The sequence below is a fragment of the Vibrio alginolyticus NBRC 15630 = ATCC 17749 genome (genome assembly GCF_000354175.2).
Taxonomy (GTDB): Bacteria; Pseudomonadota; Gammaproteobacteria; order Enterobacterales; family Vibrionaceae; genus Vibrio; species Vibrio alginolyticus.
Window position 1 is genome coordinate 573,281 of record NC_022349.1, and the last position, 25,052, is coordinate 598,332.

Genomic DNA, 25,052 nt, shown 5'->3' on the forward strand with positions numbered 1-25,052 from the left:
CTTGTTGTAATGGTAAAATATTCGCAAACAAGCTCACCTAGTCGTGCAATATTAATATGATCTTGGGACTCAAACTGTCACGAGGATGACAACATTTGCCATTGTAACGGCTATCATCAGCAGAACATAAGCTTTTAATGGCAAATCATTGATGTTTGCCTGCTTCTCAACCAACATTTTTCGAACTCATGAAGAGATTAATTCTAACAACACTCGCTTTACCTTTAGCTGCGGCAGTTTCTTCTGCGCATGGTGCAGAAGAACAAACGTGGGGGATTGCTGCGATGTATCGCACAGCATCGATTCCGTTTTATACCGCCGATAATGACTCTACGGTGAGTACATTTGTCCCAATGATGTTCTTTGAAAACGAACATGTGTATATCAATGGCATTGAAGGTGGCGCGTTTTTGTATAACGAGAGTGATTCCGACTGGCGCGCGAGCGCACTCATGCGATTGAGATTTGTCGATATTCCCATGTCGCTACAAAATGCTAATGAAGGGGACAGAGTCGATTTCGGTGGGCAAGTGCGTTATAGCATTAACGACAATTGGCGCGCAGAAGTAGAGCTGATGACGGACGACGAACTCCAGTTTCACTCTAATTACCGCCTTGCTGCCAATTATGTATTTGGGGATTGGGAATTAGAGCCATCGATTACGATTCGATACAAAGACGCTGATTTCAATAGTGAATATTATTCCTTTAAGGATATTACTGGCGAGAGAATTGGAGCTGGACTTGACACCAATCTTGGTATTAAGGCGCGTTACCATGTAACTTCAAATTTGTATTTACTGGGTGAGACGAGTGTTACTCGCTTAGATGATAACGCCTACAACAGTCAGCTTGTAGAAGATCGATATCAGGGAGAAGTGTTTGTCGGTTTTGGCTTTTTCAACGATAAAAGCAAAGTTCCGAAACCGACACTGAGCAATAAAGCATATCTACGTATTGCGCATGGTTGGGCGACGCCTTCGAACATCGGTGAAATATTTAGCTTTGAGAGAGAAAAAGACCCATACGACAATCAACTTACTTCATTGTTTTATGGGCATCCATTAACGGATGAGCTGTTTGGTTTTCCTCTTGATATTTATTTAACGCCAGGGTTGGTTCATCACTGGTCGTCCAGTGTTCAGTCTGCGAGCACAGAATACGTCATGGCGATTAAGGCTTATTATACGGTTAATTGGCCTACGACTTGGCGATTTGGTGTAGCGGAAGGTGTGTCATACATTGATAGCATTACCTATATTGAAGGCACAGAAATGGAAGACAAGGGTTATACACCAAGCAAGTTGCTCAACTACCTAGATTTCTCGTTTGATGTCAATGTAGGCGATCTCTTCAACCAAAAGAGCTGGAACAATATGTGGGTGGGCTATTCATTGCATCACCGCTCGGCGATTTTTGAAAGCGCTTCCCAGTTTGGGCGAATTAAAGGTGGGAGCAACTACAATACTATTTATTTCCAGTTCGAGTTTTAGCGCATCGCGAGATGCATATAGGTCGGATTTGCAACTGACTTATTTATCGCCCATTATGAGTAAAGATGAATAATACTATGCTGCTTTCAACGAGAAATTTCGTATATCGTGCCAGAGTTAAGGCTGTTTGTGATGCATCTGATGAATCGGATGGCATGAGCACCATGAGTATCGACTCCTCATTCAATATTCAAATTGAAGCGATAAATTGTACTAACTATGAATTTGCTAAACGCTTTTTTGCCATTCACGGAGAAGGGCATTTGGAGGGAGATGAATGGTTGGTGTTGTACGTCAACTCTCTTGACGTTAAGGCGGGAGACAATATAGAAATCCGTAGCGATGTCGCGTTTAATGCGATGATCGAGAATATGATAAGCGAAGCTGAGCGGTCTTTAGAAAAAGTCTACCTTGATGCAATACGCAACTTGGAGAAAGTGAATCGTCTTTGACGATGTAAGAGACCCTATAAATACGTTCAAGGCATCAGGATCCAAAAAGGGATTGGCGCGAACCAATCCCTTTTGTATTCTGGTTTATTCTAACTTACGCCATTGTTGCAAGTTGGCTTTGCGCTTCTGAAATGCCTTTTGCAGCCGCATCTTCACCCATGTTTAGCGCTTCTGCGTAAACAAATTCTACATCAGTGATTCCTACAAAACCCAGTACAGTGCGTAGGTATGGCGTAACGTTGTCAGTTGGTGAATCTTTATGAATACCACCACGAGTCGTTACTACAATCGCCTTTTTACCTTCAATCAAACCTTGAACGCCGTTTTCTGTGTATTTGAATGTCACGCCTGCACGAGCAATCAAATCAATCCAGTTTTTAAGCTGAGTCGGGATGGTGAAGTTGTACATTGGAGCGGCAATAACCAAAGTGTCTGCGGCCTTTACTTCTTCAATAAGGGTGTCAGACAAGTCGACCACCGCTTGCTGTTCTTGTGAAAGATCTTCCGTAGCGCGCAGTGCAGTCGCAACGGCGAAGTCCAAAACAGGTAGCGGGTTTGCAGCCAAATCACGAACAGTAAGCTTGTCTTGGTCTACATTTTTGATGAAGTTTTCAACCAATTTGTTTGATTGAGAGTAATCGCCAAGGATGCTTGATTTTAGAGCTAGTACACGAGACATAATGGTTATTCCTTAAATAAGTGCTTTCGACTATGGGAGCCATTATAAGCAACGTAAGTGAGTTCAAAAGTCTAGCGATTCGCTGAACATGTTCGAAAAAATTGAATGAGCTTTCGGTTATCTTGTTACAGATCTTGTGTGATACAATCCGCGCAGTTTTTGTAATGAAAAGAATAGGAAACGCTTTGACTTCGTCACAGCCCCCAAAAAAGAATCTAGCTGAAGAGCAAGCGACACCGTCAAATGGTGCGCAAAAAGCGACAGCGAAACAAGCTCAAACACCTCAGGCTCAAGTGAATAGTGCTGCATCTCTGCGTAAAGCGCTGAATCAGTGCATGATGCGCGACCGTTTCCGCTTGAGTAAACGTATTTCTGGTGCAAGCAAAATTAAGAAGGACGCAGCGCGTAATGCTGTGTTCGACGAAATCGCATTAGACATCGCAAAATCCATGATGGTTGCAGAGCAGCGCAGCAACTACAAACCAACGATTGAATACCCAGAAATCCTACCTGTAAGCCAAAAACGCGACGATATTGCGAAAGCGATCGAAGAAAACCAAGTGGTTATCGTCGCGGGTGAAACCGGTTCTGGTAAAACCACTCAGCTACCAAAAATCTGTGCTGAGCTTGGTCGCGGTAAATTTGGTCTGATTGGTCATACTCAGCCTCGTCGTCTTGCAGCGCGTTCGGTTGCTAACCGTATTGCCGAAGAGATGGAAACCAAGCTTGGTGAGTTTGTTGGTTACAAGGTTCGATTCAACGATCAGATCTCTGAAAATACCCAAATCAAATTGATGACGGACGGTATCTTGTTGGCTGAAATTCAGCATGACCGTTTCTTGAATCAATACGACACCATCATTATCGATGAAGCGCACGAGCGCAGCCTCAACATCGATTTCATCTTGGGTTACTTGAAAGAGTTGCTGCCACGTCGTCCTGATTTGAAAGTGATCATCACGTCAGCAACCATCGACCCAGAACGCTTCTCAAAACACTTCAACAATGCACCAATCATTGAAGTATCGGGTCGTACTTACCCAGTAGAAACACGTTACCGCCCACTAAGCGGTGATGACGACAATGATCGTGACCAGCTTGAAGGCATCTTCGAAGCGGTAGATGAACTGTGCGATGAAGGTTTAGGTGACATCCTGATTTTCATGAACGGTGAACGTGAAATCCGTGATACCGCAGATGCATTGTCCAAACGTAATCTGAAGAGCACGGAAATTGTGCCGCTTTACGCGCGTTTGTCGGCAGGTGAGCAGAATAAGATTTTCCAACCTCACACTGGTCGCCGAATTGTACTGGCAACCAACGTGGCAGAAACCTCGCTAACTGTTCCGGGCATTAAGTACGTTATCGACCCGGGTACGGCGCGTATCAGTCGATACAGTTACCGTACTAAGGTTCAGCGTCTTCCAATCGAGCCAGTTTCTCAGGCGAGTGCGAACCAGCGTAAAGGTCGTTGTGGTCGTGTGGAAGAGGGTATCTGTATTCGTCTGTACTCAGAGGAAGATTTTGAGTCGCGCCCAGAGTTTACTGATCCTGAAATCCTGCGTACCAACCTAGCGTCGGTTATCTTGCAAATGACGGCACTTGGTTTGGGTGATATTCAAGCGTTTCCGTTTGTGGAAGCACCGGATAAACGTAACATCCAAGACGGCGTGCGTTTGCTGGAAGAGCTTGGTGCTATTAACTCTGAGGTAAAAGACCCGAAAAAACGCCTGACTTCCATTGGTCGCCAATTAGCGCGTTTGCCAATCGATCCGCGCTTGGCGCGTATGGTATTGGAAGCGCCAAAATATGGTGCGCTTAAAGAAGTGATGATCATCGCAGCGGCCTTGTCGATTCAAGATCCACGCGAACGTCCTTCAGATAAACAACAATCGTCAGACGATAAGCATCGTCGTTTCTTCCATGAAGAATCGGACTTCCTGACATTTGTGAATTTGTGGGAATACATCCAAAAGCAGCAAAAAGCCCTGTCTAGCAATCAGTTCCGCAAACAGTGTAAGCAAGACTATTTGAACTACTTGCGCGTTCGCGAGTGGCAAGACGTTTACTTCCAAATTCATCAGTCGATGCGTGAAATGGAATTCAAACTTAACGATGAGCCTGCTTCTTACCATGGTGTACACAGTGCGATCTTGGTTGGTTTGCTGTCGCACATCGGTATGAAAGACCAAGAAAAGAATGAATATCAAGGCGCGCGCAATGCTCGTTTCCATATCTTCCCTGCATCGGGTCTATTTAAGAAACAACCTAAGTGGATAATGTCAGCCGAGTTGGTGGAAACCTCGAAACTTTGGGGCCGTATCATCGCAAAGATTCAACCAGAATGGATTGAGCCGTTAGCTAAACACCTTATTAAACGCAGTTACAGCGAACCACATTGGTCGAAGAAACGTGCGGCGGTGATGGCGCACGAGAAAGTCATGCTTTACGGCGTACCAATTGTATCGAAACGCTTGGTCAACTACGGCAGTATCGATTCGACCGTAAGTCGCGAAATCTTCATTCGTAGTGCATTGGTTGAGGGTGAATGGGAAACCAAACACGCGTTCTTTAAGCAAAACCGTAAGCTTCTGCAAGAAGTGGAAGAGCTTGAGCATAAATCTCGTCGTCGTGACATCTTGGTGGATGATGATGAGCTGTTTGATTTCTATGACCAACGTGTTGGTACTGAAGTCGTTTCTGGCAAACACTTCGATACGTGGTGGAAAAAGGCATCTAAAGAAAATCCGGAACTGCTGAACTTTGAAAAAGAGATGCTGTTCAAGGGTGATGCTAGCCATGTGACCGATTTGGATTACCCGAACTTCTGGCATCAAAATGGTTTGAAGCTCAAATTGAGTTACCAATTTGAACCAGGCGATGATAGTGACGGTGTCACAGTGCATTTGCCGTTGCCGATTTTAAACCAAGTTGAACCAGCGGGTTTTGATTGGCAGATCCCAGGTTTACGCCATGAGCTTGTGGTTAGCTTGATTAAATCGTTGCCAAAGACAATTCGTAAGAACTTTGTGCCTGCGCCAAACTATGCCGATGCATTCTTAGCACGTGTCACGCCAATGGAAGCGCCGCTGCTAGATTCATTAGAGAAAGAGTTGCGACGCATGACGGGCGTAGAGGTACTGCGTGAAGACTGGAACTTGGAACAAGTACCTGAGCACTTGAAAGTCACGTTCCGCGCGGTTGATCATCGAAATCGTAAACTGAAGGAACATAAAGACCTTCATGAACTGAAAGAAAGTTTGAAAGACAAAGTTCAAGAAACGCTTTCCAAAGTTGCGGATGACGATATCGAACAGCAAGGTCTGCATACGTGGAGTTTTGGCGAATTGCCGAAAGTGTATCAACAAAAACGTGGCGGCTACGATGTAAAAGCGTATCCGGCGCTTGTTGATAGCAAAGACAGCGTTGAAATCAAACTCTACGAAACCGAATTTGAGCAGATCACCGCAATGCGCGCTGGCCAGCGTCGTTTGATTTTGTTGAATGTACCGTCTCCAATTAAATATTTGCACGCTAACTTACCGAACAAATCGAAGTTGGGGTTGTATTTTAACCCTTACGGCAAGGTGCTTGATCTGATAGATGACTGCATTGCCTGCGGTGTCGATAAGCTTATTGAAGAGCAGGGTGGTTTAGTTTGGGAGCCAGAGAAGTTCGAAGCGTTGAAAGAACACGTTCGTGCTGAATTGGGTGACACCGTTGTAGAGATCGCTCAACAGGTTGAGACTATTCTGACCACGGCGTTTAGCATCAATAAGAAGCTAAAAGGCAAGATCGACTTCACAATGGCGTTTGCTCTGTCCGATATCAAAGCACAAATTGAAGGCTTGATCTTCAAAGGCTTTGCAACGGAATGTGGCTGGAAGCGCTTGCCGGATATTCTTCGCTACATGCGCGCGATAGAGCGCCGTATGGAGAAGTTGCCAATCGATCCAAACAAAGATCGTTTACATATGCTGAAGATTGAATCTGTGACTCAAGACTATAAAGAGTTGCTGAACAAGATCCCGAAAGGTGTGGCCATTCCTGAAAATGTAAAAGAAGTGCGTTGGATGATTGAAGAACTTCGCGTGAGTTACTTTGCTCAACAATTAGGCACTCCTTATCCTGTTTCTGATAAACGAGTCAAAAACGCGATTGATGCTTGCTAATCAACCAGTAAAATAGTGTCAGATTTGTAATTATCGCTTAAGAAGTTGCTGGTACACTAATTGCTAGTAACTCAATAAGCATTATTTTTTAGTTCCGGGAGGCAATAGTTCGCCTCCCTTTATTTGTAGTACCAACGACTGAGTTATGCAGACGTGGGAATAATAAAGAGTAAAGGTAGATGATGAAAAAAACTCTATTAGCAGTGGCGCTACTTGGCGCATCTTCTGCGGCAATGGCGGATTCTTGGATTTACGGTGGTGCAACAGTAGGTCAGTCTGACTACAAAGGTGAAACGGACACATCATACTCTGTTCACGTTGGTACAGGCATTCTACCTATCATTGGTGTTGAAGCTGGTGTAACACAACACGGTGAGTTCAACGTAAATGGTCAAGACACTAAGCTAACTTCTTACTACGCAGCACTTAAGCCAAGCATCGACTTCGGTCCGCTACACGTGTACGCAAAAGGTGGTTTCCATCAGTGGGACAAAAAAGTGAAAGGCGGCAAAGACGATGACGATTTGGACCTAATGTACGGTGTGGGTGCTGAGTACTTCATTTTTGGCCCAATGTCTGTTGGTGCTAGCTACATGAACTACACTGCTGGTAAAGACGATATCAGCACGTTCTCTGTTAACGCAACACTACATTTCCTATAAGCGTCAAGCTTTCTAACACCATATGAAACACACCGGCTTTATGTCGGTGTTTTTTTGTCTGGAAGTCACAAAACAAAAGTTGAACATAAATTATTCACTTTTAGAGTCTTAAAATGCCTATGCTTTCCAATATATAGTGGCGATTAAATGCGCATATTTGCGTAATGTTTCGCTTAGGAATCGATCAGGAAGGGATAGTATGAAAAAAACACTCTCGTTATTCGCTCTAACGTTGTGCTCAACGTCAGCAATGGCTGACTCTTGGATTTACGCTGGTGGTCAAATTGGTCAGTCCGATATCGACAGCGAAAATGATACAACTTATGGTATTCATGTCGGTACTGGTATTTTGCCATTCATTGGCATTGAAGCAGGCTACTTTAACCACGGCAAAGTGGATTTATCTTTGAGTGGCAGCAGGGGTAGTGCTGATTTTGATTCATTCTATTTAGCGGCGAAACCTAGTATCGACTTCGGCCCGTTACACGTTTACGCAAAAGGCGGCATCAATGCATTCAACGTTGATTATGACGGCGGACTGAGAAACTTAGACAAAGATGATGGCGTCTCTTACATGTATGGTGTTGGTGCCGAATACTTCTTGCTTGACAATGTGTCTGTGGGCGCGAGTTATCAAGCGTTTGGCGTGGATATTGAAGGCGATAGCGATACCGTTAGCAGCGTAACAGGGAACATCACCTTCCATTTCTTATAACGCTCGCTGGATGAAAGGTTTGCTGATTTGGTTTCGTCGTTAATTGTGAAACCAAATCAGCGCAGGTCTTCTCTATTTGCGCAGTGACTGGCTATGAACTTAAGTATTTCTTGTGTCTTTTCTAGTCTACAACCTACGACAAAATCAATCGTTAGACCTCATAATTTTTGTGTTGATATTATTTCCCCTTCATCTGTCTTGAATTGAGCTTAAAATGCAATAAATCACGACTTTTTGCAAAAATATGTGATTGCTGCTAAAATTCGTCCCGCTTTAAAACTTTAGAGTTCAAATTAATGGAGGGCGGTATTGGAGTTCTTCTCACCTGAGGGGCGTTTCAAATTCACGTTAAATTTGTATTTATGGATAATGCATTTAAAAAATATAGTATTGATACAACCGATTATCAGGTTGGACAGGATAACGTTCAAAAGTGGGGATTCGATATACATAACCCGGTTTTTGGCATTAGTGCGGGGCTCGTTGTTTTCTGCCTGATTTCACTTCTTCTTGTTGAGCCAACCACTGCTCGTGACGTATTAAACGGTCTAAAAAACGGAATTATCGAACAGTTTGATGCGTTCTTTATGTGGTCGACAAACTTCTTCTTATTGTTCGCCGTTGCTCTTCTTTTTTCTCCGCTAGGTAAAATCCGCTTAGGAGGCAAAGAAGCAACGCCGGATCACTCAACCGTTTCTTGGTTGTCGATGCTTTTCGCCGCGGGTATGGGTATTGGTCTTCTGTTCTGGAGTGTGGCTGAGCCGACCGCGTATTTCACTGATTGGTGGGGAATGCCACTTAACGCAGTACCATACACCGAAGAAGCAAAATCCCTCGCGATGGGTGCCACTATGTTCCACTGGGGTGTACATGGTTGGAGTATTTACGCACTCGTTGCACTAGCATTAGCGTTTTTTGCCTTTAACAAAGGTTTACCACTTTCATTGCGCGCGGCGTTCTATCCAATTTTTGGTGACCGTGCATGGGGTTGGTTAGGTCACGTTATTGATATCCTTGCCGTTTTGTCGACGCTATTTGGTCTTGCAACGTCGCTAGGTCTAGGTGCTCAGCAGGCGACCAGTGGTATTAACCATGTCTTTGGTCTAGAAGGCGGCATTGGTACACAAATGATTGTGATCACCTTCGTTACCTTTATCGCGGTGCTATCAGTGATTCGTGGTATTGATGGTGGTGTTAAGCTACTGAGTAACGTCAATATGGTGGTTGCGTTTGCGCTGCTTATTTTCATTACCTTCATCACGTTTGATACGGCGTGGAGCTCGCTACGCGACACAACAATGGCTTACATTGAAAATATTATTCCATTGAGTAACCCTCACGGTCGTGAAGATGAAACTTGGATGCACGGCTGGACGGTATTCTACTGGGCTTGGTGGGTATCTTGGTCACCGTTTGTTGGTATGTTTATCGCACGTGTGTCTAAAGGTCGTACGGTTCGAGAATTCTTATTCGCAGTCATCGTTATTCCTACAGTTGTTACTTTGATTTGGATGTCTGTGTTTGGTGGTATAGCGCTTGACCAAGTGGTGAATAAAGTTGGTGAGCTAGGTGCAAATGGCCTAACTGATATTTCATTGACTCTGTTCCATGTTTACGATGCGCTTCCGTATAGCTCAGTGATTTCAATGCTTTCTATCGTGCTGATTCTGGTATTCTTTATTACATCGTCAGACTCTGGCTCGCTGGTTATCGATAGTATTACCGCCGGTGGTAAGATTGATGCACCAGTACCGCAACGCATTTTCTGGGCGTGTATTGAAGGCGCAATTGCAGCCGTAATGCTGTGGGTTGGTGGTAAAGAAGCCTTGCAAGCATTGCAATCAGGCGTTGTTGCAACAGGGTTACCGTTTACTTTTGTTCTGCTGTTGATGTGCGTAAGTTTGGTGAAAGGGTTAAGAACAGAACTGCCAGCTTACAAATAAATACAACACGATCCATGATTGAGTTTAAATGCCGAGCCTAATGTGCTCGGCATTTTTTATTTCTACTTTTCTTTTCCAATAATTTCGTTACAGTTTAGGCTTATTCCCACCTCATTAAACTGTATTATGTCACTGGCTAAACTCATTCTTATTCGTGGACTTCCGGGTTCAGGTAAAACAACCTTAGCAAAACAATTGGCAATAGATCTTGGTGCTAAGCATTTTGAAGCTGACATGTATTTTGAAAATGATGAAGGTGATTATCACTTTGAACCAGTTCAATTACCTCAAGCGCATGAGTGGTGTTTTCAGCAAACTAGAAAGTGGTTGAACAAAGGGAGAGTCGTGATTGTGAGCAATACGTTTGTTCGACATTGGGAGATGAAGCGTTACATGGACTACTGCATGAAGAAGCGCATCGAGGTGGAAATTAAAGTGTGCCACGGAGCGTATCAAAGCATTCATGATGTACCACCAGCGACGATAGAAAAGATGCGACGCCAGTGGCAAGAGTGACCGTTACCAGAACCAGGGGTTACTGACCTCGTCCGTCAATCATCACAACGAATGTTTTGCTCATGATTGAAAGGTCCATTGAAATCCAAGAGTAAAACGAACCTAAGCTTAGTGCGTAACTGTGGTCAAACCCAACTTTGCGTCTTACATCTTCAATGCAAGCATCATAGCCTTGGTTAACCTGAGCTAAGCCTGTGATACCTGGTAACACGCCATATGTGCGCTCTACAAAATAGGGGATTTCATCTTCCAATTTCTGGTAGAAAGCTGGGCGTTCTGGGCGCGGCCCAATCATCGACATTTCACCTCTCAACACATTAAAAAGTTGAGGTAGTTCATCTAAACGCGTTTTGCGTAAAAAGCGTCCTACTGGCGTGATGCGGGGATCATTTTCAGTTGCCCATACTGCGCCAGAGCGTTGTTCTGCATCAATATACATGGTGCGAAACTTCATGATTTGAAAAAGATCCATTTTTTCTGGTGTACAGCGCCCAACACGCAGTTGACGATAGATCACTGGGCCTTTCGATGTGGTTTTGATCGCTAGCGCGATAAATGGGAAAAGTGGTGCAGTGACGACCAAAATAAGCATTGCAACCAGTACATCAAACGTTCTTTTCGCGTGGCATACATTTGAATCATAGCGTGAGTTTTTCATGATGCTTTCCTTATCGGTTGACGCGTTTCCAACGTCCATTTTCCATTCCGAGTAAATACTTCATACCGCCGATAAAGTTGGCGAGATGACCAATGACGATGTAACTAATCAGCTTAAAAGGTTTAATTGTGTTAAGTGCTGGCATCAAGTAAGTGATAAGCGCGATGCTATAAATACCAACTTGTGCGGACAGCATTACTTGAAACAGCGGATTGTGTGCCAGTAGTAGTGAGCAAATAAAGCAAACAATCATCAAATAGGGTGTTGCTAAGCGCAGAACCTTTCCCGATAGAAATGCAAAGGCAGTGCCACGATAACGAGGTAGCAGTAATTTCTTTAATTGCATGAGCTGCTGCATGTTACCCGCTGAAATTCTTAGGCGTCGTTTGAAATCTGCGTCGTCTGAGCTTTGTTCGAGCTCAAGAGCCAGCATGTTTGGCTCGTAAATAGCGCTATAGCCTCGCAAAACGATTCTCATGGGGAGAATAAAGTCGTCATTAATGGTGCTAACTTCCAGTGGTTCAAATAAGTGAGTTCTGAAAGTGTAAAACGCACCGTGGGAACCAATCGTTGAACCTAACAAGGATTCTTGGTGCTTTACTCGAGACTGGTATTGCCAATACGCCGCTTCACCTTGGTTATCAGTGCTCATTATTTGATATGTTGCGTTAACCACTCCAACGTTCTCATTTTGATAATGCTGACTAGCTAGCAACAGAGAATCGCAAGAAATCAATGCCGACGTGTCACTCAGTGCGGTAATGTCCGAGCTAACATGACGCATTTCTTCGTTGAGTAGGGCAACTTTACCGCGATTGATTTGGTGATCATTAATAATGAACAGAGTATCAGAGCAGATTGCTTCTTGAATTGTCGCTTGAGCAATCTCGGCTGTGTTATCTGTGCAGCCATCACATGCGATCACTACTCTTAACTTATCCCTCGGGTAATCTAGGCTCGCAAGGTTACGGATCTTCTCTGCTATCCATTGTTCTTCATTGTAGGCGGGCACGATGACAGTAATAGAGGGTAGCTGGCTGTCTGTTTTGGAGGCTTTGTAAGCTCGCTCTACAAATGGTGCTTTGGTTTCGTCTTGCTGTTTTAAAGGAAGCCACTTAAGGAGCAGTGGATACCCAACGTGATGATAGACAATCAAAAACGCGGATAAACCAAACCCTATAATCCAAAGTAAATCATTCATAGCTAGCCTCCTTGGCCAAACGTGAGTAGCGACTCACCATGTCTCTGATATCAAAGTGTTTGAGAATAAAAGTTCGAGGAGAATGGTGTGATGATTCCAGTTGCTGTGATAACGCTTCGGCCAACGAAAACACGCGATTTGCTTCAACCAGTGTGCTGTTGTTCGGACAGAGCGTCTCTTTCACGCCGCCAACATCCGTCGCGACGCAAGGAATGTCACATGCTTGAGCCTCGAGGGTTGAGAGAGGAAAGCCCTCTTGAAGTGATGGTAAGCAAAACAAATCTAGGCTTTGGTAAAAGCTGGGCATATCGTCCACCAAACCTAAAAAGGTTACTCGATCTTCAAGTTTTAACGTTCTAACTTGTGCTTCCAATTGAGCTCGCTGAGAACCATCTCCAGCAATGGCTAGGTGTGTGTTTGGCGCAAGATGAGAGAAGGCTTCGATAAGCACTTTATGGCCTTTAACTGCTTCTAGACGCCCGGCGACGCCAACCACGATTTTGTCGGTTGGAAGTTCAAACAAGTGTCTTGTTGCCGTTTGGTCACCGCTTTTAAACTTCTGACAGTCAATCCCGTTATGGATAGTACAAACTTTGCGATACTTTAACTTAGTCTGTATTTGATGGGCGACAAAGTTAGCATCGGCAACTACTTGCGGGCGAATCATCGTTAGCAAAAGGGACTGTAGTCGAGCTGATTTTTTGTTATTAAGGTGCCATGCGTCGTGCTCGGTATGAATCACTACAGGTACGTGCGCTAAACGTGCAGCAATACCACCATACAGAAGTGGGCCGATATGATGGGTGTGGACCACGTCTGGTCGCATTCTTTTTATCATTGAAGTCAGCGTAGCGATGGTCTTCCCGCTGAATCCAGGTCTTTTATTAAGAAAGTGTAGTTGGCCTTGGTAGGGCAACAGTTTTTGCCAGCCTTGTAGTGCATGTTCTTTGCTTCCTTCTAAGCTCACGACAAAAACGGAATGGTTGGGCTGCGCAAAACGAAGCATTTCTAGTACGAGCGTTTCTAAACCGCCAGGAGCTAAGTGTTGCACGACGTGTAATATCACTTTTTTGCTGTGCTTAGTGTTATTGTGTTTTTGTCTGAATTCCATTTTCAAACCCTCGTTGAGTTCGTTGTTTATTTAGGAATTGCAGACTGCGTGCCAAAAAATTAATCATTTAAAAACAATAAGTTAACATTGATGCTTGTGAGACTTTATGTTTATTCTCAATTTGAGATTCATATTAGTGGACATGCTATGAGGCTGTATAAGGCAGTAGTAAAAGAAAAGCACTCGCAGACCGAGTGCTTGTAAATGAGTTCTTATGGCGGTTAGTTTCCGTACACTACGTTAGGTAAAGTGGTGATGACAGGAACACCAAGGTGTTTTTCTAATGCTCTTTTAGAGCGGATAGAGTTATCGGCTAACTCAAGTATCGTCGCTAATCCAATGCCTAAACCAGCGCCACCAATAAATCCTAAAATGACAAATACAAAACTAGGTAAGTTAGTTGGAATCGTTGGCGTGAACGGTTCATCAATGATTTTTACGCGCTTATTCTCTTCAAACTCTCCCAAAGAGCCTGTTAGTTGGGCCATCTCATAGCGTTCGACGAGTTCGTCATACATTTCTCTCTTCACTGCGACGTCACGAGCTAAGCGGTTGATTTCTGTTGCCGTGCTCCCAAATTGGTGCGCATTTCGCTCTAATTCTTGGATCATGTCTCGCAAGCTGTTGGTTTCTTCCGTAAGTGCTTCAAAACGTCCGCGCATCATTTGTAATTGATGTAGTTGGGAGACTAGTAGAGGCTGTGCTTCGCCAAGACTGTTTACTGTGGTATTGCTCGCGATATCCCATAGTTGAGCACTGTTTAGTTCTGGTTGTTTAGAGTTCAAGAGTACCGAGCGTTCCTGCTCCAACCGGTTTAATTCTCGCAACTTACCTTGCACTAAACTATGCGCCTCTGTGTATTTAGCGCGAAGCAGGGTAAGTTCACTACGAATGTCGATGATTTGCTCTTCCAGTTTACCGATAACCGGGTTCGTTTTGGATAGTTGTTGATCCAAACTGCCTAGACTTCGTGAAACACCAGCAAGCTCCGCCTCCTTTTCGGCTAGCGTTTGTTTGAGGCTAGCAAGGCGAGTAAGGCTTTGAGCTTGCATTTCGGGCGTCGCGTCTGAGTAAGTATTTTTATATTCTGCAAAGGCTTGTTCAGCCTTGTCTAGTTCTTCCCTGCGTTTGTTGATATGGATAGTCAAAAAATGGCTCGAATCTTTAATCGAAGAACGCTCAGGAGCCAAAAGCTGTTCGACAAAATGCTCTCTGACAGACAGCAGCATCGACTCCATTCCTTCTGATTTACCACTTTGCAATTGAATTTGAATGAAGTCTTTACCGAGTGGCTGAACAGACAGGCGCGACGCAAGATCTTTTATGATGAACTCTTGCTCTTTTGCACTCATCTCGTCATTGATCAGCGATTGTTCTTTTGCGACAGAATACAAAACGTGTCGGCTTTTTAGCAGAGTACTGAGTGCGCTCAATCGGTCTTTAAGCATTGTTGAGACGGCAAGGTCTTGAAGGAACGGGTTCATTTTCGCTGTCTCTTGAATAAGCATGCTGGTGTGAGCAACATAAGTCGTCGGAACCAGCTTACTTACGATGAAACCCAGCACCGGCAAGACAAGCATAGGGATAACGATCATGTAACGACGTCGCCAAGTGCCATGTAGTAATACACTAAGGTTTTCTCTTAAATCGTTCATAGCGCCCTCACTAATTTATCAACTTGGTTGGCTCTTGCTTCCCAGCTTTGCTGTTGAACGTATTGCTTTGAGTTTGCCGGGGGTGGGATCAGGTGATCGAGACTGGCGCATACATCTTCGACATTTTGAACTATGTGGAGCATATGCTTGTACGGCATTAATGCGGGAAAGGGTGGGCTGATAACAGAGGTTCCTGTTGCCAAGTACTCAAGAAGTTTAAGCGGATTACACGCTTTGATTTGAGCGTTATCAACAAAGGGCAACCAACTGGCATCCCAGTGTTGAGAGTAACGTGGCAGAGTGTGATGCGCTCTCGGGCCCAGGTAGTATATGTTGCTTCTTTGTGGAAGTGGATTGTCACTGAACTCGTTGGGGCCGATGAACACGAGATCCCAGTCAGGCGCTTGGTCTGCGACTTGGGCAATTAAGTCGTAGTCTAACCATTCAGACAAACTGCCATAAAAGCCCAGCACTTTGCGACCATTATTAGGAAAATCTTCAGCCTTAGGTGCTGGCTCAGAGAACAAACTAAAGTCGACACCGTGAGGTAAAGTGACGGTTTTATGTGATGGAAACTTGGTGGAGAGCGTATCGCTTGCCGTAAAGATAACGTTGGCCGCATTAACAAGAGTACGTTCGTGCTTTGTTACCGTGTCGTGGTCAACACCAGCTAAAGCGCTAAAGTCATCGCCACAATAGTAAATCAGTCCACGTGGGTTCATTTCTGCACAAACATCGGCAGCAGTCGGGAGCGACGTCCAAAATACAGGCTTATCAAAACCAAGAGCTTGTAATTGTTTGTTGAGTTGGTGTTTCATCATCTTAGCGGCCACTTTTCTTGCTAATGCAGAACTAGGGGCAGGAATCGTGAGCAAGTTGATGATGTGAATGTTTGGGTTTGTTTCAGAGTCCAATGTTGGCTTGTGTGAGCCTACGTTATGAAATACACGAGTGAGTTTGTTTAACGCACGTTGTATGTCTTTAGAATCCAGCTTAGGTTGACGAAGGCCAATGGAGTTCACCCAAAGGATTCGATGGTTCGCTGCTAGTCGCTTGACAATATGCTGAGTGGAAGAGGGTAACCCACCAAAATCTTCTCCAAATACTACGATGTCCGTCATGTGGCTCTCCTTGAGTCTTAGTTATTTGATTACTAATTAAGTGAGTAATCACAATGCGTGCCAAGGAATTAGCCATTTTAAAACAGTGAGTTATGGGTTTTGTTTATGTTTGAAACTAGTATTTCTCATTTTGACAGTCACTTTGAACAATTCGGCTAACGACAACTGTTAATGCCGCTAGAATGTAAATTGGCCAGGTGAAACCTTGAGTCAGAAAAGTGCCTGATACGATGGTACCGATAAGCCCACTTAACACGGCGTTTGCTCCTACAGAGAGGGTGTAATCTGATTTTGGTGTCAACAATGAGATGGAATGCAAAGAGGTGCGGATCAATGACACAATTAAAGTAATGAACACCGCGAGCCCGACAAAACCCGTTTCTGCTAACACGCCAAACCAAGTACTATGGACCGCGTGGTTGATACCATCCCAGTGTGGGCTGTAGAAATAGTAATTAAAGTAAAAGTTATCTAGACCTACGCCAGTCAACGGATGATGCAGCGCCATTTTAAATGCCGCTTCCCACGCATAAAGTCGCCCCATCGCAGAGGCATCTATACCATCCTCAGCGGCTCCCCCCGATTCTCGTCCTGAAATACCAGCGAATGCGTAGAGTACGATCGCTGCGATAGCGCCTAATACCAAGACTAATGTTTTGCTTTTGATGTGTTTAAAAGCAAAGTAGGCAAATACAGACAGTGAACCTAGTAACCCCCCGCGGCTCTGCGTCTCAATGATCGCAAAGAACAAAACCAAACAGGTGATAAGGGCAAAGAGCCTGAGATGCTTGGGGGAATGCTTCTCCATCAATTGACTAACGGTAAAGGCAAGGGGAAACATCAGCACTAGTGCCAAATCGTTAGGATCGCCAAGTACTGAACCTATGGATCGTCCTATCGACACGCGCGTCCCTTCAACCAAATCAATGCCATTCGCAGCGTTTTGTAATGCCACTAAGCCAATCAATAATCCGGCGAAAATAATTGCTTTTGACATCTGTGCGAGCTGTGAAGGTTTAGTAATAAGCCAGGTGATGGCCAACGTCATAATGATGATTTTCCAATAGGTGTTTTTGAACACCGTTATTGCGATATCACGACTGGAAGCGAATATGATTCCGATGATCACCAGACCCCAAAATATACACAGCCACTTTAATGAAGGGTGCCAAAAAGCTGTAATCTGGCGGCTTATAAGAAGGTGAAAAGCGAGTGCGGCGAGTGCCCCCAATGATAACAGTAATGGGATCTTGAAGTTATAGATAACAGGAAAGGCTTCGTGAATACGAAAGAATGAAAAAATAACGAACAGTGTGACAAGCCAAAACGTTTGATTGAGAACAAACAGTAACGCGAGTGGTGCGAAACACAACGCAACAATCAAAATGGGATGAGGCATAACAACCCAAAGCAGGCCGATACCGACAGTGATCGTCAGTGCTGCGATGGACTGTTTTGTTCTCACCTTGGTTTCATTCATAACGAGTATCTCTTCACCTGTCCACGCCGTTTCACTATGTATCGAGTGAGAGCATTGAGCGTCTCTTTACTCATGTAGCGAGTGGCTATCCCTGCCAGCAAACTGCATGTCAAAATGCAAATTGCGATGGCGATTCCTATTGATTGTGAAGAGTGAAGCAGGAACAGTGCCACACCGGATATAATCTGTAATAAAACCATCAGACTTAGGTGAAAAGGCAACGTCATACATTGTTGGCCTACTACATAAGTCAGGCCCAGCTTACACAGTTGTGCGTAATAAAGCGCAATGAACACACCATAAATACCCAGAGAAGATAAGCCAAACAGCAAAGCAATCGCAACGCACGCAGAGACGACATTTATACCCAGTAGCCAGCGAGTACGACGCTTGTACAAAATGGAGATGTTAATCAACTCACTCCATTCTTTTAACATGGCGATAGGTAGCAAGAATAAGCTGAATAGTACCGCCTCATGATAGGTTTCTGGCAGTAAGTAGGTGATCATCACCATTGCTAATGTGCCGACCACTACACTCAAACCTGTAATGTAAATCATACCTAAGTGTGTGATGCGCACTGCTTCAGTGCTCTTGCGCCCTTCTAAGTAGTTAAATCGACGTGGCATCCACCACATGCCAAACGGCTGCACTAAAATACACATGCCCACTGCAAATTTTACCGCTATCGCGTAAATCCCTAACGTCGCAAGAGAAGTGTTGGCACCAATGAACCAGCGTTCAGCGCCATTGAGACAAAATGCTACTAAACCGGCCATCATCATTGGTAGGCAGTAGTTTAGGTATTGTTTTGCCAATGTCAGCTTAGGAAGGGTGACATTGTAACGGTTAACGATGTGCAGCCAAACAAATTGAGTAATAGCAGCCAACAAGCCCCCCCACAAAACAGAAATAACATGGGGATGAACAGACAGCGCCGCGACGATAAAAATGACCTGAAAAATGGTGGTAGTGACCATGACGTTAAGCAGTGTTCTTGCTTTGTCGTCTTGTGTTCTTAACCAGGCAGTGCCGATTGCAATACTGCCTTCTAGAACGATGGCAAACATAACAATAGCAAATTCGACTCGCGTAAAAGGCGCGGGAATGGGGGCGATTAAAATGATAGTGAGCAAGCTAAGAGCGACGACGCCAGCGATGAGTAAAGCAAGTGAGTACAGCTGGTTTAGTAGGCTTGTGCGCGTATTTTGATCCTTTTCAACGCCGACGAATCGATAAAGCGCTTCATGCAAAGCGAAACTGACAAACAAGGTCGTAACAACACCAAAGGTTGTTAGAAGCTCAAGCTTGCCCATTTGTTCTGGTGAGAGAAAGTGGGGCAATACAGGCAGCATGATTAGGCTGATGCTTTTATTGATCACTAAGGCGATAGCAAATAGCGTCATGTTGGTCATTGCTTTAGACATGGTCATATCCTTTGATGTCTCGCGGTGTCTTGAGTGTGCAATCATTGTTGGTAGCAATTTCGGCAGCAAGGTGCTGGGCGATTGGCAAATAACAACGTTCGGCTGTGTATAGTTGAGAAACATTGAGTGCTTCGATACCCATCGTTACTTTCATCCACGGCGATTCATTCAAAAGGCGAATTGCGTTGTGCAACGAAGCCACATTGTTAGGCGTGTATTTAATACAATTTCGGCCGTGAGTTAACACGCGGTCCCAATAACTATCATCGTGTGGAATGACGACACACATACCTGCAGCGAGCGCTTCCAAAATAGATAACCCAAAAGGTTCGTTGAGACTGGTGGAAACAAACACACCACACTGTGAACGCAATTCATCTAAGTTGTTTGGGCACTCATGCCATTCAACACCTTGTGTGTTGAAGTCCGGTGTTGAATATTCCACACCTGCCACGTTAGGTTTGATGTAACACACGGTGGATTTGATCTTTTTCGACTCATCAAGTGTTAAAGCATCAAGCAAAAGATCGATGTTCTTCCATTTTAGTAAGCTAGCTGCCCAGAAAACGCGGCTTGAAATCGGATTCGCTTGTTTTGGCCAGCGATCTTTCGATAATCCATTAACAAACGTAGATGTATTCAAACCACACCAATAGCGTTCGGTGGCTGGCTTCTCTGTTTTGAGGTAGGCCTGTAATGCTTCTACCATTGATTCGCGGGTGTTTGCCAAGTAGTAAATTGCCGATGCTTTTACTAAGCAGTAGCCAGCAGATCTCGATCGTCCAATAGGGCCATGAACCATCTGTACCACAGGCTTTTTGCTAATTAATCGTAGTAAGTACAAAGGCATATCATTACTTGGGCAAGATAGGCCCAAAAAGCTATCTATTTTTGGCAGCTTCATGCACGCGTAGAGAAGTTGGAGAAAGTAGTAAGCGTTCATCAACCAGTAGGTCAGTCCATGAGTCGAGTTAAATGGTGATGGTTTTATTTTTATAACTTGCACACGCGGTGTATCACTAAGCAGTGACGCCCAATGCTCTGGATTTGTAGTGAGTAGATAACCAATCACGTTCAGCTTATCGCACTGCTTAAGGAGCTCTGCATTCGCGATTTTGGATCCACCTTGCATTGGGATGGCGTCGAACATCAATACACGTTTCATGACCGGGCTCCTCAATTGATGCTCAACCAGCGTGAAAGAGGCTTCATGCAGTGAGTCATTGGCATTGGTGTAATGGCGTTGTTATTAAGTTCACCTTCGTAAATACGTTCAATAGCGTTGATAGATGCAGTCGTCGTTAAGTTCTGGCTAGCATGTAGGTAAGCGTTTTCCGCCAGCTTGTTTCTTAATGCCGCGTCTTGCATGACTTGTTGAATCGCGTTTAACAGGCTCGCCATTCCACTGTTCTGGTACAGCAATGCAGAGTGATTATGCTCGAACAACTCAGGAATGCCTCCCGTTTTAGGAGCCACGATAGGCAGTTGAGCTAAAGCCGCTTCCCCGAGCACGAGACCAAAGGCCTCTTCATAGGCGCCGCTAATAAAAGCGTCTGCATTACCACACATCCACTCTCCGGCATTGTGTTGCTCCCCGACAAAGTGCACTCGCTCTTGGATACCAAGATCCGCGGCAAGCTGTTGCAATGCTTCTCTTTCTTCGCCGTCACCAACAATAACAAGGTGAGGGTTGTGGTGGTGGTAGTTGTGCATGCGCATTGCGCGAATAAGGCGGTCGAACCCTTTGCGCTTAATCAGCGAACCCACCGACAGAAAGGTAAAGGCCTGTGATGGGATTCCGAGGCTATCTTTAATGTCGATGGGTGTATCCACGCCTTGAAGTGACACGCCGTTGTGTACGACATGAAGTTGGTTTTGTGGGTAGCCGTCCTGAAGAATTTCGCGTCCAACATCTTTGCTAACGCAAATCAATTTTGGAGAGAGGTGAAGTCCGAGAGAGAAGCGATCGCGCAATGTATAATGGCAATGAAGTTGCGTGACAAGTGGTATATGATTCATGCGAGCAGCCAAACACATCCATTGACAAGGGCCGCCGCTATTGACGTGTACCAAGTCGATGCTGTGCTTTTCGATCAAAGCTGAGCCTTGTTTGATAAGGCTATTCCACCCGCTAATATCCCAGCGTGGAGCGCTCCAACCACCCACCAAATTGAAGGCTGAATGTTCCGCTTCAATTCCGAGCGATTGGCACTTATCGATTAATGGTTGGCAGTTTGACCATACGAATGGCTCAAACTTATTGCGGTCGATTCCTGAAATGAGATCCAGAAGCACCACTTCACTGCCGCGAATCCAATTATCACCATAATGAACATATAGAATGCGTTTTGGCGTAGTCATAAGTCACCTCTGTCTCATCATTAATCTGCGTTAACTGCTGAGCTGCAATAGAGATGCCAAAATATGCTATTAGTTTATGTGATTGAATCTTATATGATATTTATGTTTGGAACTCATCATTCTCATATTGAGAACCAATATGGATTAGTGATCCGTTTCAATTTGATATTTTTGTAGCAATACGGGAATCACACTTTGCGCTGAGAAATCATCAATGATGGTTTGTCGAGCATTCTGGCGAATGAGTGATTGTTGCGCTTCACCAATCGACATCCAGTCATGAAGACATTTAGCAAGAGAGGGAATGTCTTCGACGATAAAACCATTTTTACCCGTTTGGATAATATCTGGAAGACGACCTACACGTAAGCTCATCACGGCAATGCCTCTCGACATGGCTTCAAGCGCCGCCATTGGAAGCCCCTCATAACGAGAAGAGATGATAAGTACACTGATATTTTCCCAAACACCTTCCATATCGGTTTGATGGCCGAGGAAAGTCACGTTTGAAGGGGCAGTTTGATTAAGCGACTCTTTTTCTGGGCCATCACCGTACACACTAAACTGTAATGTTGGACAGAGCCTCGCTACCTCAATAAATTGATCGGCGCCTTTTTCCTGACTCAATCGGCCGACAAAAGCGATCTCCTGATAGTTGAGTTGACTGTTGGGAATCGAAACAAAGTTATTCAGCAGTTCTGAAGAACAAAAAACTTTGCGCTGAATACTTGGACTGACAGCAAAGCAATGGTCAGATAGGCTGCCTGAGCTTCTATCAAGCCAATCGTATAGCCATAGTTTCCCTGAGGACGATTCACCAGCATGATAAGTTGAAATCAAACGAGGAAACGTACGGGTGAGCAGTTTGGCGCAGCGCGACAAAATCGACGCTTTATAACCATGGGAGTGAACCACTGAGGGTTGGTGATTGGCGACGGCGCTTGTTAGGTGTTTAATTTTTAAAGCTTTATTGGGCTCGCCAGACAAATAGTTTAAGTAACTCACAGGGATCGCGGCTTCTTTTGCCTTCTGTACAATCTGAGCGGCTGGTGAATACTCAGTGGTTAGCACAACTCGAGCTTTGTGTCCAAAGGCGATTAATCCCCGAGCTAGCTCGATAACGTGACTTTCAATGCCACCGAATAGACGGCTATCAAGCAAGATCCAAATTTCACCAATGGCAGGTTTATCAAGATTGTTCGAGATTAATTTCATCCGCTTCCCACGCTTGTTTTTTTCGGTAAACCGTAGATGGGCTTAACTCCAGCATGACAGCGGCGTTGAGGACGTTGCCATCACAGTACGCGATTGCGTTTTGAATTGCTTCACGCTCTACTTGCCACATAGGACGAATGGTTCCATCAGAGTTAAAGTACGGTGAGGTAGCAGCAGAGGACGGTGTACCAGGCAGCTCCGCTGCGGTAATCGACGGTTCGACCGCAGAAGGTGAAAGTTCCTCAGTATAAACAGGTGGTGGTGTGATTGGTGCAATGTTTGCTGACTCTTGAGCAACATGCGCAGGCGTCGTTGTTTTCGTCACTTTAGACTTTTTAGTAAGTTGAGCGGGTAGGTGGCTCACCGTGACTTTTTCGTCGTTATTAAGCACCACAATGTTACGTATGATGTTTTGTAGTTGCCTTACATTACCCGGCCATTCGTAATGCTTGATGATATGTTGAGCTTCGCTGTCGATTGTTGAGAATTTCTTTTTGTCCTGTTTGGCGTAAGTGGTCAAGAAGTGCTTGGCAAGCGTGACGATGTCACTTCCTCGTTCACGTAATGGGGGCATATCGATAGGTATAACGTGCACACGGTAGTATAAGTCTTCACGAAAACGACCTTCTTCTACTTCTGTTAATGGATCTCGGTTGGTGGCACAAATGATTCTCACATCCACTTTCATTTCTCGAGTGCCACCAAGAGGAGTGTAAGTGCCCGTTTGTAGAAAGCGGAGCAACTTCTTTTGCATCTCAAGTTCCATTTCACATAGCTCATCAAGAAAAAGCGTACCACCATGTGCCAGCGTCGCCGCACCTTTTCGATCTGTTGTTGCTCCAGTAAAGGCCCCTTTAACGTGACCAAAAATCTCACTTTCCATCAAATCTCGTGGAATAGCCCCACAGTTAATTGCAATAAAAGGCTTGTCTTTACGGTCGCTCTGGCGGTGGACGGCTTCAGCACAAACTTCTTTACCTGTGCCGCTTTCTCCCACAATAAACACACTGGCAGAAGTTGGCGCAACAGCATCAATGGTCTTGTATACCGCCTGCATCGGGAGGCTTGAACCGATGAATCCGTGATAGTTGTGGCGATCAAACTTGGACTGAATATTTTCCACCAAATCTTCCAATTTGGCGCGTTTAAGGTGCAATGCAACTGACGTTTTTAGGCGATCAGCGTTTATGGGCTTTTCTAAGAAATCTTCCGCACCTTTTTGAATTAGATTAACGGCTAAGTCGACGCTGCCGTGTGCCGTAGCAATAATAACGGACGTAGGAATGTCATTCTGGTTGATCCAATCCAGCACGTCTTCGCCAGACATGTCGGGCAGTTTCAAATCGAGAATGATGAGCTGAGGTTTGCTTCTTTCAATAAATTGAATCGCTTCGCGACCTGTCTCGACATGAAAAATGTCATAAGGTTCGTCTTTCACATACTGCTTATAAAGTATGGCTAGTGAAGTAGAGTCCTCTACCAGTAACACCCTTGGTCTCATAGTCCCATCCCAACGTAGTTTGTTTCATTTTTTATGATTTTTGTCAGCACTACTATTTGGCGTTATGAGTGGTTTATTGCTTTCTAGTGCTGAAAATTCTCAATTTGAGAAAGCGTTATTTAAGTATTAGCACAAGGTAGGAAATTTGCGAAAAATCCATACTTTTTAATTGATTAAGTTATGCCCAAATAACTTCAAGGTGTGTGGCTTGGCGAGGGTGACTGAATTTGGAGCCTAAATTTCTGAGATGATGTCGGCATCGCGCTTTATCAAACGCGATGCTTCGCTAGGGAGTAAGACACTGATGCTACTCAAACCCTTGAGCTTTTCGCTTTTCTAACGCATCAAACGATTCATTGGCGAGTTGAGGAAGTGTTTCACAAAGCTCCAATGCTTTTGGTATTTTTCCTTCGACACAGTACTTCTCAATCATTCTTGCTTGTCTTGAAAGCGTTCGATTGCCTAGAGCGAGAGCAGAACTGCCCAGTGTGTGAACCTCGAACTCTAATGTTTGAAGGTCTTTTGTGCTTAATGCTTGCTCTATTTTCTCCATGCGATCGCGTGACTCTTCGACATAGTGATCAATCAAGGTAGGGATGATTTCGGCGCACGTATCTTTGATCATTTGCTGAAGAATATTCTCATCCACTAATTCTTGCTCGATAGTCAATGTGTTATTTATCGTCATAA

General features: G+C 44.6%; 20 protein-coding genes. 7 read left to right on the forward strand and 13 right to left on the reverse strand.

Annotation, left to right across the window (positions count from 1 at the left end):
* Positions 1-188 precede the first annotated feature (188 nt).
* Together N646_RS02465 and N646_RS02470 are read left to right on the forward strand one after the other, a co-directional pair.
* Positions 189-1,493 (forward strand): MipA/OmpV family protein, encoded by a 1,305-nt coding sequence (locus N646_RS02465; protein ID WP_021707746.1) that lies wholly within the window; start codon positions 189-191, stop codon positions 1,491-1,493.
* Positions 1,494-1,558: 65 nt separating this feature from the next.
* Positions 1,559-1,945: a hypothetical protein gene (locus N646_RS02470; protein WP_017820647.1), complete on the forward strand. Its 387-nt coding sequence runs from the start codon at positions 1,559-1,561 to the stop codon at positions 1,943-1,945.
* A gap of 94 nt (positions 1,946-2,039) precedes the next feature.
* On the opposite strand, the gene N646_RS02475 is transcribed toward N646_RS02470, so the two are convergent.
* Positions 2,040-2,624, reverse strand: a complete 585-nt coding sequence (locus tag N646_RS02475; protein ID WP_017820648.1) for an FMN-dependent NADH-azoreductase — start codon at positions 2,622-2,624, stop codon at positions 2,040-2,042.
* 185 nt (positions 2,625-2,809) lie between these two features.
* Here N646_RS02475 and hrpA point away from each other — a divergent pair, with 185 nt between their 5' ends.
* From hrpA to N646_RS02500, 5 genes are all read left to right on the forward strand, one after another.
* Complete coding sequence (hrpA, locus tag N646_RS02480; RefSeq protein ID WP_017820649.1) at positions 2,810-6,796, forward strand: ATP-dependent RNA helicase HrpA; 3,987 nt, start codon at positions 2,810-2,812, stop codon at positions 6,794-6,796.
* Positions 6,797-6,978: 182 nt separating this feature from the next.
* Positions 6,979-7,458: an outer membrane beta-barrel protein gene (locus N646_RS02485; RefSeq protein ID WP_021033871.1), complete on the forward strand. Its 480-nt coding sequence runs from the start codon at positions 6,979-6,981 to the stop codon at positions 7,456-7,458.
* Between the two features lie 199 nt (positions 7,459-7,657).
* On the forward strand, positions 7,658-8,173 hold the full coding sequence (locus tag N646_RS02490; protein ID WP_005377661.1) for an outer membrane beta-barrel protein: 516 nt from the start codon (positions 7,658-7,660) through the stop codon (positions 8,171-8,173).
* Between the two features lie 362 nt (positions 8,174-8,535).
* Complete coding sequence (locus N646_RS02495; RefSeq protein WP_005377659.1) at positions 8,536-10,116, forward strand: BCCT family transporter; 1,581 nt, start codon at positions 8,536-8,538, stop codon at positions 10,114-10,116.
* Positions 10,117-10,242: 126 nt separating this feature from the next.
* Complete coding sequence (locus tag N646_RS02500) at positions 10,243-10,632, forward strand: AAA family ATPase (protein ID WP_017820650.1); 390 nt, start codon at positions 10,243-10,245, stop codon at positions 10,630-10,632.
* Between the two features lie 19 nt (positions 10,633-10,651).
* Here N646_RS02500 and N646_RS02505 read toward each other — a convergent pair whose 3' ends face one another.
* The 12 genes from N646_RS02505 to N646_RS02560 all read right to left on the reverse strand — a co-directional run bounded on the left by N646_RS02505 (position 10,652) and on the right by N646_RS02560 (position 25,050).
* Positions 10,652-11,290: a sugar transferase gene (locus tag N646_RS02505; protein WP_005377654.1), complete on the reverse strand. Its 639-nt coding sequence runs from the start codon at positions 11,288-11,290 to the stop codon at positions 10,652-10,654.
* 10 nt (positions 11,291-11,300) lie between these two features.
* Positions 11,301-12,491: a glycosyltransferase family 2 protein gene (locus tag N646_RS02510; protein WP_017820651.1), complete on the reverse strand. Its 1,191-nt coding sequence runs from the start codon at positions 12,489-12,491 to the stop codon at positions 11,301-11,303.
* A complete protein-coding gene (locus N646_RS02515) occupies positions 12,484-13,602 on the reverse strand; it encodes a glycosyltransferase (RefSeq protein WP_017820652.1) in 1,119 nt (372 codons plus the stop codon). Before N646_RS02515 ends, N646_RS02510 begins: the two co-directional genes overlap by 8 nt.
* Before the next feature lie 221 nt (positions 13,603-13,823).
* Complete coding sequence (locus tag N646_RS02520) at positions 13,824-15,257, reverse strand: GumC family protein (RefSeq protein ID WP_017820653.1); 1,434 nt, start codon at positions 15,255-15,257, stop codon at positions 13,824-13,826.
* Complete coding sequence (locus N646_RS02525; RefSeq protein WP_017820654.1) at positions 15,254-16,378, reverse strand: glycosyltransferase family protein; 1,125 nt, start codon at positions 16,376-16,378, stop codon at positions 15,254-15,256. The genes N646_RS02520 and N646_RS02525 overlap by 4 nt, the downstream gene beginning before the upstream one ends.
* 115 nt (positions 16,379-16,493) lie before the next feature.
* Positions 16,494-17,858, reverse strand: coding sequence for an O-antigen ligase family protein (locus tag N646_RS02530; RefSeq protein ID WP_017820655.1), 1,365 nt, complete (start codon positions 17,856-17,858; stop codon positions 16,494-16,496).
* Positions 17,855-19,285: a lipopolysaccharide biosynthesis protein gene (locus N646_RS02535; RefSeq protein ID WP_017820656.1), complete on the reverse strand. Its 1,431-nt coding sequence runs from the start codon at positions 19,283-19,285 to the stop codon at positions 17,855-17,857. Before N646_RS02535 ends, N646_RS02530 begins: the two co-directional genes overlap by 4 nt.
* The gene (locus tag N646_RS02540; RefSeq protein ID WP_005377641.1) at positions 19,278-20,450 is read right to left on the reverse strand and encodes a glycosyltransferase; all 1,173 of its coding nucleotides are present in this window, start codon (positions 20,448-20,450) and stop codon (positions 19,278-19,280) included. The genes N646_RS02535 and N646_RS02540 overlap by 8 nt, the downstream gene beginning before the upstream one ends.
* A gap of 11 nt (positions 20,451-20,461) precedes the next feature.
* Positions 20,462-21,646, reverse strand: coding sequence for a glycosyltransferase (locus N646_RS02545; RefSeq protein ID WP_017820657.1), 1,185 nt, complete (start codon positions 21,644-21,646; stop codon positions 20,462-20,464).
* Between the two features lie 144 nt (positions 21,647-21,790).
* Positions 21,791-22,861: a glycosyltransferase family 4 protein gene (locus N646_RS02550; protein ID WP_017820658.1), complete on the reverse strand. Its 1,071-nt coding sequence runs from the start codon at positions 22,859-22,861 to the stop codon at positions 21,791-21,793.
* Positions 22,836-24,362, reverse strand: coding sequence for a sigma-54-dependent transcriptional regulator (locus tag N646_RS02555; RefSeq protein WP_031777249.1), 1,527 nt, complete (start codon positions 24,360-24,362; stop codon positions 22,836-22,838). Before N646_RS02555 ends, N646_RS02550 begins: the two co-directional genes overlap by 26 nt.
* A gap of 307 nt (positions 24,363-24,669) precedes the next feature.
* Positions 24,670-25,050: an Hpt domain-containing protein gene (locus N646_RS02560; protein WP_017820660.1), complete on the reverse strand. Its 381-nt coding sequence runs from the start codon at positions 25,048-25,050 to the stop codon at positions 24,670-24,672.
* Positions 25,051-25,052 lie beyond the last annotated feature (2 nt).

Bases quoted from the DNA above. Each gene is read 5' to 3' on its own strand.
- N646_RS02545 (WP_017820657.1), bottom strand. From the start codon at position 21,646: ATGACTACGCCAAAACGCATTCTATATGTTCATTATGGTGATAATTGG.
- N646_RS02550 (WP_017820658.1), bottom strand. From the start codon at position 22,861: ATGAAATTAATCTCGAACAATCTTGATAAACCTGCCATTGGTGAAATT.
- N646_RS02485 (WP_021033871.1), top strand. From the start codon at position 6,979: ATGAAAAAAACTCTATTAGCAGTGGCGCTACTTGGCGCATCTTCTGCG.
- N646_RS02490 (WP_005377661.1), top strand. From the start codon at position 7,658: ATGAAAAAAACACTCTCGTTATTCGCTCTAACGTTGTGCTCAACGTCA.
- N646_RS02495 (WP_005377659.1), top strand. From the start codon at position 8,536: ATGGATAATGCATTTAAAAAATATAGTATTGATACAACCGATTATCAG.
- N646_RS02540 (WP_005377641.1), bottom strand. From the start codon at position 20,450: ATGAAACGTGTATTGATGTTCGACGCCATCCCAATGCAAGGTGGATCC.
- N646_RS02535 (WP_017820656.1), bottom strand. From the start codon at position 19,285: ATGTCTAAAGCAATGACCAACATGACGCTATTTGCTATCGCCTTAGTG.
- N646_RS02555 (WP_031777249.1), bottom strand. From the start codon at position 24,362: ATGAGACCAAGGGTGTTACTGGTAGAGGACTCTACTTCACTAGCCATA.
- N646_RS02475 (WP_017820648.1), bottom strand. From the start codon at position 2,624: ATGTCTCGTGTACTAGCTCTAAAATCAAGCATCCTTGGCGATTACTCT.
- N646_RS02465 (WP_021707746.1), top strand. From the start codon at position 189: ATGAAGAGATTAATTCTAACAACACTCGCTTTACCTTTAGCTGCGGCA.
- N646_RS02525 (WP_017820654.1), bottom strand. From the start codon at position 16,378: ATGACGGACATCGTAGTATTTGGAGAAGATTTTGGTGGGTTACCCTCT.
- N646_RS02505 (WP_005377654.1), bottom strand. From the start codon at position 11,290: ATGAAAAACTCACGCTATGATTCAAATGTATGCCACGCGAAAAGAACG.
- N646_RS02530 (WP_017820655.1), bottom strand. From the start codon at position 17,858: ATGAATGAAACCAAGGTGAGAACAAAACAGTCCATCGCAGCACTGACG.
- N646_RS02510 (WP_017820651.1), bottom strand. From the start codon at position 12,491: ATGAATGATTTACTTTGGATTATAGGGTTTGGTTTATCCGCGTTTTTG.
- N646_RS02500 (WP_017820650.1), top strand. From the start codon at position 10,243: ATGTCACTGGCTAAACTCATTCTTATTCGTGGACTTCCGGGTTCAGGT.
- N646_RS02560 (WP_017820660.1), bottom strand. From the start codon at position 25,050: ATGACGATAAATAACACATTGACTATCGAGCAAGAATTAGTGGATGAG.
- N646_RS02515 (WP_017820652.1), bottom strand. From the start codon at position 13,602: ATGGAATTCAGACAAAAACACAATAACACTAAGCACAGCAAAAAAGTG.
- N646_RS02520 (WP_017820653.1), bottom strand. From the start codon at position 15,257: ATGAACGATTTAAGAGAAAACCTTAGTGTATTACTACATGGCACTTGG.
- N646_RS02470 (WP_017820647.1), top strand. From the start codon at position 1,559: ATGAATAATACTATGCTGCTTTCAACGAGAAATTTCGTATATCGTGCC.